Annotated in this window: 13 protein-coding genes; 11 read left to right on the forward strand and 2 right to left on the reverse strand. The window is 73.6% G+C overall.

Annotated features, from left to right (window positions below):
- Positions 1-426: 426 nt before the first annotated feature.
- The 5 genes from J2S66_RS34200 to J2S66_RS34220 are packed head-to-tail and all read left to right on the forward strand — an operon-like array spanning position 427 to position 4,468.
- Positions 427-1,608: an acyl-CoA dehydrogenase family protein gene (locus tag J2S66_RS34200; protein ID WP_310313081.1), complete on the forward strand. Its 1,182-nt coding sequence runs from the start codon at positions 427-429 to the stop codon at positions 1,606-1,608.
- Entirely contained in the window at positions 1,608-2,615 is a 1,008-nt protein-coding gene (locus J2S66_RS34205; protein ID WP_310313083.1) for a s-methyl-5-thioribose-1-phosphate isomerase, read from the forward strand. The genes J2S66_RS34200 and J2S66_RS34205 overlap by 1 nt, the downstream gene beginning before the upstream one ends.
- Complete coding sequence (gene mtnC, locus J2S66_RS34210; protein WP_310313086.1) at positions 2,608-3,282, forward strand: acireductone synthase; 675 nt, start codon at positions 2,608-2,610, stop codon at positions 3,280-3,282. Before J2S66_RS34205 ends, mtnC begins: the two co-directional genes overlap by 8 nt.
- The gene (gene mtnB, locus J2S66_RS34215) at positions 3,279-3,881 is read left to right on the forward strand and encodes a methylthioribulose 1-phosphate dehydratase (RefSeq protein ID WP_310313089.1); all 603 of its coding nucleotides are present in this window, start codon (positions 3,279-3,281) and stop codon (positions 3,879-3,881) included. The genes mtnC and mtnB overlap by 4 nt, the downstream gene beginning before the upstream one ends.
- Positions 3,878-4,468, forward strand: coding sequence for a 1,2-dihydroxy-3-keto-5-methylthiopentene dioxygenase (locus tag J2S66_RS34220; RefSeq protein WP_310313091.1), 591 nt, complete (start codon positions 3,878-3,880; stop codon positions 4,466-4,468). The genes mtnB and J2S66_RS34220 overlap by 4 nt, the downstream gene beginning before the upstream one ends.
- Here the strand turns inward: J2S66_RS34220 and J2S66_RS34225 are convergent.
- Entirely contained in the window at positions 4,425-5,039 is a 615-nt protein-coding gene (locus tag J2S66_RS34225) for an HD domain-containing protein (RefSeq protein ID WP_310313094.1), read from the reverse strand. The two genes, J2S66_RS34220 and J2S66_RS34225, sit on opposite strands and share 44 nt — an antisense overlap.
- Positions 5,032-5,826 (reverse strand): phosphotransferase, encoded by a 795-nt coding sequence (locus tag J2S66_RS34230; protein WP_310313097.1) that lies wholly within the window; start codon positions 5,824-5,826, stop codon positions 5,032-5,034. Before J2S66_RS34230 ends, J2S66_RS34225 begins: the two co-directional genes overlap by 8 nt.
- A 139-nt stretch (positions 5,827-5,965) precedes the next feature.
- On the opposite strand from J2S66_RS34230, the gene J2S66_RS34235 reads away from it, so the two are divergent.
- The 6 genes from J2S66_RS34235 (at position 5,966) to J2S66_RS34260 (ending at position 12,825) form a co-directional block, all read left to right on the forward strand.
- Entirely contained in the window at positions 5,966-6,664 is a 699-nt protein-coding gene (locus tag J2S66_RS34235; RefSeq protein WP_310313100.1) for an LPXTG cell wall anchor domain-containing protein, read from the forward strand.
- Positions 6,665-6,779: 115 nt separating this feature from the next.
- Positions 6,780-7,352 carry a hypothetical protein gene (locus J2S66_RS34240; RefSeq protein WP_310313103.1) on the forward strand — a complete coding sequence of 191 codons (573 nt, stop codon included), beginning with the start codon at positions 6,780-6,782 and terminating at the stop codon, positions 7,350-7,352.
- A gap of 211 nt (positions 7,353-7,563) precedes the next feature.
- Positions 7,564-9,351, forward strand: a complete 1,788-nt coding sequence (ctaD, locus tag J2S66_RS34245) for an aa3-type cytochrome oxidase subunit I (RefSeq protein ID WP_310313106.1) — start codon at positions 7,564-7,566, stop codon at positions 9,349-9,351.
- A 107-nt stretch (positions 9,352-9,458) separates the two neighbouring features.
- Positions 9,459-10,685: a phosphoserine phosphatase SerB gene (gene serB, locus J2S66_RS34250; RefSeq protein ID WP_310313109.1), complete on the forward strand. Its 1,227-nt coding sequence runs from the start codon at positions 9,459-9,461 to the stop codon at positions 10,683-10,685.
- Positions 10,686-10,699: 14 nt separating this feature from the next.
- The gene (locus J2S66_RS34255; protein ID WP_310315300.1) at positions 10,700-11,383 is read left to right on the forward strand and encodes a peptidyl-tRNA hydrolase; all 684 of its coding nucleotides are present in this window, start codon (positions 10,700-10,702) and stop codon (positions 11,381-11,383) included.
- A 29-nt stretch (positions 11,384-11,412) separates the two neighbouring features.
- Positions 11,413-12,825 (forward strand): phospholipase D-like domain-containing protein, encoded by a 1,413-nt coding sequence (locus J2S66_RS34260; protein WP_310313111.1) that lies wholly within the window; start codon positions 11,413-11,415, stop codon positions 12,823-12,825.
- Positions 12,826-12,833 lie beyond the last annotated feature (8 nt).

The following is a 12,833-nucleotide window of genomic DNA, read 5'->3' on the forward strand; positions in this document are numbered from 1 at the left end:
TTCCGATCACGGGCCCGCACACCGTAGTCGAAGGGGAGCCGCGGCGCCGGGATGTCGGCGCTCGTGCACGTGCCGGTCGGCGGAGGTGCACCGGCACGACCGTGGAGAGGACCGGGCAGGTGGCGAGCACGGTGGCGGACCCGGTCGTGACGGCCCCGGCCGAGACGACCGGTGGACCGCGTCGGAGTGGCGAGCGTCCACGGCGACCCCGGAAGGCTTCCGCGTGGCCTCCAGTCGATCCCACTGGGATCAGGCGAACCCCGGTGGGCGAGGGGGAGGTCGAACACCCGGTTGACGAGACGTGACATCGTCGCCGAACCACTGACCCCGCCGGGGGACGCCTCCCACGTGGCGGAACGCCCGGCTCGTGCCGCAGACCGCCGGTTAAGCTCGCCGCTGGGACCGCGGACGCGCAGGAGGCAGTGGATGACGAGCACCGATGGTCGGCAGAAGTGGCTGACCGTCGCCGAGGAGCTGGCCACCGGGCTGCGGGCAGACGCCGCCGAGCGCGACCGGCTGGGCGCCGAACCCGTCGCCGAGGTCGACGCGCTGCGGAGGTCCGGGGTGCTCGGCATCCGCGAGTGGCCCGTGCAGCAGGCGGTCACCAGGGTCGTCGGCGCGGCGGACGCCAACATCGGGCACCTGCTCGGCTACCACTACCTCCAGGTGTGGCGGCAGGGCCTGTTCGACGGCCCACCCGCCGAGGCGTCCGACGATTCCACCGGCGCGGACCTCTCCGGTGCCGATCTCCCCGGTGCCGATCTCTTCAGTGCCGATCTCTTCTGGGCAGGGGTCAGCAACCCCCTCGACGCCGCCCTCCGGCTGACCCCGGTCGACGGCGGGTTCGCGGTCAGCGGGCGCAAGACGTTCGCCACCGGGGCGTCCGTGGCCGACCGGCTGGTGGTCAGCGCTACCCGGACCGACACCGGCGACAAGCTGACCTTCACGGTCGACGCGAAGGCCGCCGGCATCACCTACGCGGGCGACTGGGACAACATCGGCCAGCGCCTCACCGCCAGCGGCGGCGTCGTGTTCGACGGGGTCTTCGTGCCCGCCGGGCGGGTGCTCGGCGGCGAGGCCCCCACCCCGCGGCTGTCGCTGGCCGCGCTCGGCTTCCAGCTCGTCCTCGCCCAGCTCTACGTCGCGATGGCCGAGGGCGCGCTCGCCGAGGCCGCCCGCTACACCCGCACCACCACCCGACCCTGGTTCCTCAGCGGTGTCGACGAGGCGACCGACGACCCGTACACCCTCGCCGCCTACGGCGAGCTGGTCGCCGACGCCAAGGCCGCCGGCCTCCTCGCCGACCACGCCTCGTCGCTGCTGCACGCGGCCTCCGAGCGCGGAGCCGACCTCACCGCCGACGAACGCGCCGACGCCGCCGTCGCCGTCTCCTCGGCCAAGGTCGTGGCCACCCGGGTCGCCAACACCACCACCGCCCGCGTGTTCGAGCTGTGCGGCGCCCGTGCCACGGCCGCCGGCTACGCGTTCGACCGCTTCTGGCGCAACGCCCGCACGCTCACCCTGCACGACCCCGTCGCCTACAAGGCCCGCGAGGTCGGCGCGCACTTCCTCACCGGCGCGCAGCCGCCGTTCACCGGGTACAGCTGATGGAGCCGCTCCTCGCCCGCAGCGTGCGCCTGGAGGCCGACGGCGTGCACGTCCTCGACCGCCGCGACTTCCCGTTCGAGCGCACGTGGGTCCGCTGCACGACGGTCGCCGAGGTCGCCAAGGCCATCGAGGACATGGTCACCCAGTCCTCCGGCCCGTACTTCGCCGCCCTGTGGGGCATGGTGCTCGCCGCCCGCGAGGCCCGCGGCCTGCCGCGCGACGAGGCCCGCGCCCACCTGGACAGGGCCGGGCGGCTGCTGGTGGAGACCCGCAGGACCAACAACCACCTGCGCAAGGCCGTCGCCGCGGTGCTCGACGGCGTGGACGCGCACGACGACCTCGAAGCCGGGGCGCTGGCGGGCGCGCGGGCTGGTGACGAGCGCTACCGGGCGCGCAGCCGCAGCCTGGGCCGGCACACCGCCGCCCTGCTGCCCGACGACGGCGCGGTGCTCACCCACTGCTGGGCCGACCTGTACCTGATCGAGACCGTCACCGCTGCCCAGGGCATGGGCAAGCGCTTGCGGTTCGTCTGCACCGAGACCCGCCCGTACCTCCAGGGCGCCCGCCTCACCGCCGAGACGCTGGGCGAGATGGGCGTCGACACCACCCTGATCACCGACGGCATGGGCGCGGCCGTGATGTCCACCGGCGACGTCGACGTGCTGCTCACCGCCGCCGACCGGGTCACCATGGACGGGCACGTCGTGAACAAGGTCGGCACGCTCGGCCTCGCCGTCGCCGCGCACGCGTTCGACGTGCCGTTCCTCGCCATGGTGCAGGCGCCCGACCGGCTCGCGCCGACGAAGGACGACGTGCCGATCGAGCACCGGTCCGGCGACGACGTGCTGCACACCCTGGGCCGCCGCACGGCCACCGACCGGGCGCGCGGGCTGTACCCGGCGTTCGACGTCACCCCGCCGCGGTTCGTGACGAGCGTGGTCACCGACCGCGGTGCGTACCCTCCCGGTCGGCTGGCCGACTACTACGACGAGGACGTTCATGACTGAGTGGGTTGTGCTGGACATCGAGGGCACGCTCAGTGCCACCGACCAGGTCCTGGTGACCCTGTACGACTACGCGCGGCCCCGGCTCGGCCCGTGGATCGACGAGCACGGCGACGACCCGGCCGTGCGCGAGGCCGTGGCGCAGGTCCGCGAGCTGTCCGGGGTGGCCGGCGGCACGGACGAGCTGGTCGCCGTCCTGCACGGCTGGATGGACGCGGACCGCAAGGTCACGCCGCTGAAGACGTTGCAGGGCCTGATCTGGCAGCGCGGCTACGCCGAGGGCGACCTGGTGGCCGAGTTCTTCCCCGACGTCGTGCCCGCGCTGCGGAAGTGGCACGCCGAGGGCGTGCGGCTCGCCGTGTTCTCCTCCGGCTCGGTCGCCGGCCAGGTGGCGTTCTTCGCCCACACCACCGACGGGGACCTGACGCCGCTGTTCGAGCACCACTTCGACACCGCGAACGCGGGACCGAAGCGCGAGGCGTCCTCGTACCTGAAGATCGCCTCCGTGCTCGGGGCCGAGGACCCCGGCACGATCACCTTCTACTCCGACGTCCCGGCCGAGCTGCACGCCGCCGCCGAGGCCGGCTGGCGGACCGTCGGCGTGGCGCGCGAGGGCGAGCCCCACGGCGGCGACGACTTCGCCCCGCACCGCACCGCGGCCGCCCTGTGACGGCCGACGTCCGCGCGGCGGGGGAGGCGCTGGCCGCCGAGTGCGCCCGCTACACCGCGATGGGCTGGATGCGCGGCACGTCCGGCAACCTGTCGGTGGTCGTGGACCGCGACCCTCTGACCCTCGCGGTGACCGTCAGCGGCAAGGACAAGGGCGAGCTGACCGCCGACGACGTCGTGCTGGTCGACGCGCGCGGCACGACGGAAGACCCGGTGCGGGTGCCGTCCGCCGAGGCCGGCCTGCACGGCCGGATCGCGGCGGTCTCCGGCGCGGGCGCCGTCGTCCACGTGCACGCGCTGGCGCCCGTGGTGGCCGCCGAGCGCTGGCCGGGCGGCGTCGAGCTGCGCGACCTGGAGATGCTCAAGGGCTTCGGCCGGCGCGCGGACGACGTGGTGACCGTGCCCGTCGTGCCGAACAGCCAGGACATGGGCGTGCTCGGCGACGCGTTCGAGGCCGGGTTCCGCGCGGACGTGCCCGCCTTGCTCGTGGCACGGCACGGGGTGTACGTGTGGGGTGACGACCTCCTGCGGGCCCGGCACCGGCTGGAGTGCCTGGAGTGGCTGCTGCGCTTCAAGGTCGAGACAGGAGGCGTGCGATGACGTTGCTCACCGTGTGGCCGGACACCGATCCCGCGAACCCGGTGCTCCGCACCTCCGACCCTGTGGAGGTCGCCGACGCGTTGGAGCGGATCGGCGTGCGGTACGAGCGGTGGCCCGTCGTGCCCGGTGTCACCCGGGAGAACGCCCTGGAGGTGTACGCCGAGCAGGTCGCGCGCGTCACCGAGGCCGAGGGCTACGTGCTGGTCGACGCCATGGAGATGGCCCCGTCGGACGACCCGGCGTGGCTGGAGGAGGCCGGGCGGGCGCGGCTGAGGTTCCTCGCCGAGCACACCCACGACGACGACGAGGACCGGTTCTTCGCGCGCGGCGCCGGCGTGTTCTACCTGCACGTCGAGGGCAGGGTGCACGGCGTGCTGTGCGAGGAGGGCGACCTGCTCAGCGTCCCCGCGAACACCACCCACTGGTTCGACATGGGCACCCGGCCCGACTACGTGTCGATCCGGTTCTTCCACGACGACGACGGCTGGGTCGGCAACTTCACCGGCAGCGACGTGGCCGCGTCCTTCCCCACCTTCGACCAGCTCATGGCGGGTCACCGAGCGAGCCGAGCTCGGCGGCCAGGTTGACCCGGGCGCGCCGCCCCCACCGGTCGCGCGCCCGCGCCGTCGCGTAGAGGGGATCGCGGTCCAGCAGCGAGCGCAGCACCCGGCCCCGGCCCGCGCGCCACGCCGCGTCGTCCACGTGCGCGTACTCGGCCCGGACGGCCGCCCGGTACCGCTCGTAGGCGTCCGGGGGCGAGCCGAGGACCGCCAGGTCGGCGTCGAGGAGCAGGCGGGTCAGGTCGTCGTCCGAGGTGTGGTCGGTGGTGGCGAGCACGATCCCCGCCACCCGGTCGGCCTCCGGCAGCCCCGCGAGGCGTGCGCGCGCCCACTCGGCGCTGCGCCGCTCGTCCTCGCCGGGCACGCCGTCGTAGACCACGTCGTGCGCCAGGGCCGCGAGGGTGAGCACGGCCCGCTCGCGGTCGGTCCGGTCGGCCGCCAGGTCCAGCACGTCGCGCACGACGGCCAGCACGTGCGCCGTGCCGTGGTAGCCGCGGTGCGGTTCGGCGTACCGCTCGTCCAGGTCGACCGGCTCCGGCCCCACGTCCCCGCCCAGCACGCGCACGGCGTCGCGCCACAGCTCCGCCTGCTCACCCACCCGGCACCCCCTCGACGGCAACCCCGGTCCCGCCGCCGATCGTGCCACGGCGCAGGTCGAGCACCCGTGACCAGCCGACCGCGAACAGCCGCCGCAGGTCCGTCCAGAACTCCGGGTCCGCGGCCCCGAGGGGGAGCGCCCCGGCGGACGACGGGCTCAGGTTCGCGCACGCCACGTCCCAGCCGACCGGCCCGCGCCAGGTGTCCTCGAAGTCGTTCCAGACCGGCCCGGACGCGGTGACCAGCAGGTTGCGCGGGTGCGCGTCGCCGTGCAGGGCCTGCACCGGTGTCGACGGCCACCGCGCGACCAGCCGCTCCAGCGCCCCGACCAGCCCGGCGGGTCGGCCCAGCACGTCGAACACGTGGGTCAGGTCCGCCGGCGGCCACCGCTCGGGCAGCGCGCCGGGGTAGTGCCGCAGCTCGCCGTGCAGCTCGGCGAGCGCCGCCGCGAACGACGCCGGGTCGAGCAGCGCGCCCGGCTCGTGCGGCACGTGCCGGGCGAACGCGACGACCAGCCCGTCGTGCCGGACCACGCCCGGTCCGACGGGCTCGACCACCGGCACGCCCCGCGCGGCGAGGAACCGGCTCACCGCGTCGGCCCGCCGGAAGTGCCCGGCCACGTCCGGGCGAACGGCCGCCGTGACCGCGGCCACCCGGGCGACCACCGGCGCGGGCCGCAGGTGCACGAGCAGGTTGCTGCCGTTCCGCAGCACCACCGGGTCGTCGCACGGCAGCCCCGAGCGGCCGGCCAGTACCCGGAGCCGCGCCAGGGCGGAGACGACGTCCACACACCCGAGGTTGGCACGCCACCGCGCCGCGGCATAACGAATTGGTGGAGCGTGAATCGGCTGGATGGTCCTGAGCGATGATTCGGCGGACGGTCCAGTACCGTCCGCCGATCGGCCCCTCGACCGCACGGAGCGCACCATGAACCTGATCGTCCGCAGCCTGACCGGAGCAGCGCTCCTGCTGGCCCTGGCGACCGGCACCGCCGCCGCCACCCCGCCCGAGCAGGCCCCGCCCCAGCCGGGGGACGACCGGGCGACCGCCCACGTGGGCAACGTCGACATCGGCCAGCCCGGGAACGCCTGCGAGGTCGTGGGCCTGCCGGGTGACGAGGGCACCCTGCCCGCCGGCACGTTCACCAGCGACGGGACGTACCTCGACGTCATCGCCCTGCCCGAGGGCTTCACCATCACCGGCGTGGTGGTGAAGGGCGGCGACAACTACAACGTCTACCCGGACCTCGGCGACCTGCCGTGGGCCGACCTGCACGCGCCCCTGAACAACGGTGGCAACGTGCCGGAGATCAGCCACTGGTTCGCCTGCCTGTCCGAGCGGACCACCACCACGACCACCACCGCCCCCACCACCACGACCACGACCACGACCGCCGGCTCCACGACCGCCACCACCACGACGACCACGACCACCGCGGCCGGCACGACCACGGACGTCGCGGGCACCACCACGACCACGCCCGCCCCGGCCGTCGTGCCCGGTGAGTCGCCCGACGAGCTGGCCGCCACCGGCTTCGACGGCACGTGGCTCCTGATCTCGGGCCTCGCCCTGGTCGCGGCCGGTCTCGCGGTCGTGCTCACGCTGCGGTCCCGCCGCCGGTCCTGACCGCGCATAACGAATCGGTCGCACATCGAAGCGCGCGGACGGCGGCGAGCGATTGCACGGTCGGGAGCGGTTTCCCCGCGCCGATCAGCTCACCCAGTCGTGCGGAGCGTGTGCGATGCACCTGACAACCCGCGTCCTCAGCGGAACGGCACTCCTGCTCGCCCTCGGACTGGTCGGCGGCCCCGCCGCCCTGGCCGACCCGGGGGCGGGCGCACCGGTGTCCGCCGTCCGGTCCGAGGACCCGACCCCCACGCCCGAGCCGGGCCCGGAGCTGCCCGCGCCCGAGCCCGGTCCCGACCTGCCGACGGCCGAGCCGGGAGCCGAGGTGTCGGAGCGGCCCCCCGACCCGGGCACGGCGGAACCGGACGTCCCGGCCCCGCCTCCGCCGACCGCCGTCGTGTCCGGCGACAGACCCGTGACCAGCCCCGGCTCACCGGCCGGCGGCACCACGCCCGGCCCGCGCGAGGCGACGCCGGCCCCGTCACCGCCTCCGACGCCGGCCCTGGCCACCACGCCGGCGGCGGCCCCGGTCGCCGAGGCGCCGCCGGCGGGCCCGCGGGCGGCGGTCCACCGGTCCGGCGCCCTGGCCCGGACGGGGGCGGACCCGTTCGTCCCGCTGCTGCTGTCCCTGGTCCTGATCGGCGCGGGCACGGCCCTGCTGGCCGTCACCCGCCCGCGCCGACCCTGACCCGTTCGAGCACCCGCGGCCGGGTCCGCCGCACCCGACGGACCCGACCGCGGCGTGCCCGCTCCGCGCGGTCGACGCTTGTGACCTGCGCTACCTCGCTTGATCCAGCAGCCGGCCCAGCCGAGACCCCCGGAACGCAGCCGTCTACGATCCGGGGAGCCGGTGGCGCTCCCTGCCGGTCAAGCCAGTACCAGACAGTGCAGGAGGCACCGTGACGGCCGTAGCCCCGCAGCCGATCGCTACGCGGCCCTTCGGGACTCGCAAGGCGGTCAAGGGTTCGTTCCTGCTGCGGATGTTCCGCACCACGGACCACAAGCAGATCGGGTTGATGTACCTGGTCACCTCGTTCGCCTTCTTCATGGTGGGCGGCGCGATGGCCATGCTGATGAGGACCGAACTGGCCCGACCGGGCATGCAGTTCCTCTCGTCCGAGCAGTACAACCAGCTGTTCACCATGCACGGCACGGTGATGCTGCTGCTCTACGCGACCCCGATCGTGTTCGGTTTCGCCAACTTCATCCTGCCGCTCCAGATCGGCTCGCCCGACGTGGCGTTCCCGCGGCTCAACGCGTTCTCGTACTGGCTGTACCTGTTCGGCGGCCTGATCGTCATGGCGGGCTTCATCACGCCGGGCGGCGCGGCCGACTTCGGCTGGTTCGCCTACACGCCGCTGTCGAACGCCATCCACTCGCCCGGCGCCGGCGCCGACCTGTGGATCTCCGGCCTGGTCGTCGGTGGTCTCGGCACCATCCTCGGCGCGGTCAACATGATCACCACCGTGGTCTGCCTCCGGGCGCCCGGCATGACCATGTTCCGCATGCCGATCTTCACCTGGAACATCCTGGTGACCTCGGTGCTCGTGCTGCTGGCGTTCCCGATCCTGACCGCCGCGCTGCTGGGCCTGCTGGCCGACCGCCACCTGGGCGCCCACGTGTTCGACCCCGCCAACGGCGGCGTGATCCTGTGGCAGCACCTGTTCTGGTTCTTCGGCCACCCCGAGGTCTACATCGTCGCGCTGCCGTTCTTCGGCATCGTGTCCGAGATCTTCCCGGTGTTCAGCCGCAAGCCGATCTTCGGCTACAACGGCCTGGTCTACGCGACGCTCGGCATCGCGGCCCTCTCGGTCGCCGTGTGGGCGCACCACATGTACGCCACCGGCGCCGTGCTGCTGCCGTTCTTCGCGTTCATGACGTTCCTCATCGCCGTGCCGACCGGCATCAAGTTCTTCAACTGGATCGGCACGATGTGGAAGGGGCAGTTGACGTTCGAGACGCCCATGCTGTTCAGCATCGGCTTCATCGTCACGTTCCTCTTCGGTGGTCTGTCGGGCATCCTGCTGGCCGCGCCGGCGATCGACTTCCACGTGTCGGACACGTACTTCGTGGTCGCCCACTTCCACTACGTGCTCTACGGCACGATCGTGTTCGCCACCTTCGCGGGCATCTACTTCTGGTTCCCGAAGTTCACCGGCCGGATGATGGACGAGCCGCTGGGCAAGCTCCACTTCTGGACCACGTTCATCGGCTTCCACGGCACGTTCCTGGTGCAGCACTGGCTGGGCAACGAGGGCATGCCGCGCCGGTACGCCGACTACCTGGCGACCGACGGCTTCACCACGCTGAACGTGATCTCCACGATCGGCGCGTACGTCCTGGGCGCCTCGACGCTGCCGTTCATCTGGAACGTGTTCAAGTCCTACCGCTACGGCGAGACCGTGCACGTGGACGACCCGTGGGGCTTCGGCAACTCGCTGGAGTGGGCGACGTCCTGCCCGCCGCCGCGGCACAACTTCACCGAGCTGCCCCGCATCCGCTCGGCCCGCCCGGCGTTCGAGCTGCACTACCCGCACATGATCGAGCGCCTGCACGACGAGGCGCACGTGACGTTCACCGGCAAGGCCATCTCGCACGAGCAGGCCCCGAAGGCGCCGTCCGAGAAGGCCGCCGAGGCGGTCCAGTCGGGCACCGCGTCCGAGGGCACCGAGGGCGACCACCGGTAACCTGATCGCAGGTTCGACGACGAGCCCCGACGACCGCCGCCGGTCGCCGGGGCTCGCCGCTGTCCGCCCCAGCCCACCGCTGTCCCGGCACAGGCATAGGAGCCGTCGTGACCAAGCCCAGCGCCACGCCCGTCCTGATCACGGTCACCGGACCGGACAAGCCGGGGGTGTCCTCGGTGCTGTTCGCGGTGCTCACCCGGCACGGCGTGGAGATCCTCGACGTCGAGCAGGTCGTCATCCGCGGCCGGCTGGTGCTCGGGGTGCTCGTCGCCGCCGACCGCGACCCGGAGGGCCTCCAGGAGGCCGTCGAGCAGGCCATGGCGACGGTGTCCATGCAGGTGGAGGTGGAGGTCGGCGCCGATTCGAAGCGCACCGCCAGGCTGGAGTCGAGCCACGTGGTCATCGTGATCGGCCGGCCGGTGACGGCGCGCGCGTTCACCGGGGTGGCGCGGCGCCTCGCGGCGCTCGGCGTGAACATCGACGCCATCCGCGGCGTCGCGGACTACCCGGTGACCGGCCTGGAGCTGCGCGTGTCGGTGGCGCACGACACCGAGGAGAGCGACGCGGACCTGCGCTCGGCGCTGGCCGAGGTGTCGTCGCGCAACGGGCTGGACGTCGCCGTGGAGCGGGCGGGCCTGACCCGGCGGGCGAAGCGGCTGGTCGTGTTCGACGTCGACTCCACGCTCATCCAGGGCGAGGTGATCGAGATGCTCGCCGCGCACGTCGGGGTGGAACCGCAGGTCAAGGAGATCACCGAGGCCGCGATGCGCGGTGAGCTGGACTTCACGGAGTCGCTGCGGCGCCGGGTGGCGCTGCTGGAGGGCCTCGACGAGTCGGTGCTGGACGAGGTGGCGGCGTCGCTGGAGCTGACGCCGGGCGCGCGCACGACCGTGCGGACGCTCAAGAGGCTCGGCTTCACCTGCGGCGTGGTGTCCGGCGGGTTCACCCGGGTCATCCGGAGCCTCGTGGAGGAGCTGGACCTGGACTTCTGCGCGGCCAACGAGCTGGAGGTCGTCGACGGCAAGCTCACCGGGCGGGTCGTGGGCGAGGTCGTGGACCGGGCGGGCAAGGCGGTGGCGCTGCGGAGGTTCGCCGAGCGGCAGGGCATCCCGCTGGCGCAGACCGTGGCCGTCGGCGATGGCGCGAACGACATCGACATGCTCGGCGCGGCCGGGCTGGGCATCGCGTTCAACGCCAAGCCCGCGCTGCGGGAGGTCGCCGACACCGCGCTGTCGCACCCCTTCCTGGACGCGGTGCTGTTCGTCCTCGGCGTCACCAGGGCCGAGGTGGAGGCCGCGGACGCGGCGGACGGGCTGGGGCTGAACCGGCTGTGAACGACGTCCTGCGCATGCTCGTCGACCGGCACCACGCCACCGACGAGGAGGACCCGGCCGCGGTGCGGGCCATGCCGGTCGTGCTGCGGATCGAGAAGGCCGACCCGCCGTCGCGGACCGAGGTGCTGGAGGCCGCCGCCGCGGCGGCGGTCGCGGTGTGCCTGGACGAGCGCGCCGCGCCCGGCGGCGAGTGGCACGACGAGCTGGTGGCGTGGGTGCGCGGGCGCATCCGGAAGGTGTCGCGGCGGGCGCGGGGCGCGCACTGGGAGGCCGTGCTGGCGCTGCCCGGCGTGACGGTCACCGTGGGCGGCGCGCAGGTGCGGGCGTTCGTACCGGGGAAGGTGTCCGAGCTGCCCCGGGAGCTGAGCCGGTTGCAGATCTCCGGCAGCGAGCTGCCCGCCGACGAGCCGGGGCCGGTGCCGCCCGGCGCGCACGAGCTGTGGCTGAACCCGCGGGTGGCGATGACGGCCGGGAAGGCCGCGGCGCAGGTCGGGCACGCCTCGATGCTCCTCGCGCCGCACCTGTCGCCGGTCGAGCTGGAGGAGTGGGCGGGGCTGGAGTACCGGTGCGCCGTGCGCACGCCGTCCGCCGCGGACTGGGACGCCCTGGTGGCCCGTCCGGACGTGGTGCTCGTCCGTGACGCGGGGTACACGGAGGTCGCTCCCGGCACCGCCACCGTGGCGGTCAACCGCACGTAGGTGTTTCGTTCGTCCGCATTGCGGCAACCATGGGTGACGTGGGCCTGCTGGATGTTGTGGACGAGAAGCTCGGCGACGGGCTGGAGACCCTGCTGTGCGCGCACCACTCGCGGAGGCTGCGCAAGCTGGGCTGGGACGTGACCTCCGGTGACGGCTGGTGGACGCCCCACCGGCCGGTGCGGACCGGCAACCGGGTCGAGGTGCTGGTCGACGGGCACGAGGTGCTCCCGGCCATCGCCGAGGCGATCACGTCGGCGGAGCGGTTCGTGCACATCGCGGGCTGGTGCACCAGCCCCGACTTCCGGTTGACCCGCGAGGAGGGCTCGCCGACGCTGCGCGACCTGCTCGCCTCGGTGGCGACCCGCGTGCCGGTGCGGCTGCTGCTGTGGGCGGGGCCGCCGGTGCCGATGTTCCAGCCCACCCGCAAGCGGGTCCTCGCCCACCAGGCCGAGTTCACCCGCGACAGCGCCGTGTCGTGCGTGATCGACGCGCGGGAGCGCACGCTGCACTGCCACCACGAGAAGATCGTGGTGGTGGACGACGAGGTGGCGTTCGTCGGCGGCATGGACCTCACCGCGATCGAGGGCGACCGCCACGACACGTCCCGGCACCCCGCCCGCGACCCCATCGGCTGGCACGACCTGGGCACCCGGCTGCGCGGCCCGGTCGTCGCGGACGTCGCCGACCACTTCCGCTCCCGGTGGCAGGAGATCGCCGGGGAGGAGCTGCCCGAGCCGTCCGTGCCGGAACCGGCGGGCACGTCGTCCGCGCAGCTCGTGCGCACCATCCCGGAGCGCACCTACGACTTCGCGGCCAAGGGCGAGTTCAGCCTGCTCGACTCCTACCTGCGCGCGCTGCGGTCCGCCGAGCGCCTGGTGTACCTGGAGAACCAGTTCCTCTGGTCGCCCGAGGTCACCGAGGTGCTGATCGAGAAGCTGGCGAACCCGCCGCACCCCGACTTCCGGGTCGTCCTCGTGCTGCCGCGCAAACCCAGCAACGGCGCGGACACCACCCGCGGCCAGCTCGGCCGCCTGCTCGACGCCGACGACGGCGGGCGGCGGCTGGTCGCGGGCACGCTCACCTCGCACGACGGCGGGACCTCGTGCTCGGTGTACGTGCACGCCAAGCTGGCCATCGTGGACGACCGCTGGCTCAGCCTCGGGTCGGCCAACCTCAACGAGCACTCGCTGTTCAACGACACCGAGGTCAACGTCGTGACCGACGACGCCGCCGTGGCCCGCGACACCCGCCTGCGGCTGTGGTCCGAGCACCTCCAGCGCCCGGTGGAGGACGTCTCCGGCCCGGCGCACGAGGTCGTCGACGGGCTGTGGCGCGAGGTCCTGGAGTCGGACGGCGAGCACCGGGTGACCGCCCTGCCCGGCGTGTCACGCCGCGCGGGCCGCCTCCAAGGGCCGCTGCGGGGCCTCCTCGTCGACGGCTGACCGGTCGT

Source organism: Saccharothrix longispora (assembly GCF_031455225.1).
Taxonomy (GTDB): domain Bacteria; phylum Actinomycetota; class Actinomycetes; order Mycobacteriales; family Pseudonocardiaceae; genus Actinosynnema; species Actinosynnema longispora.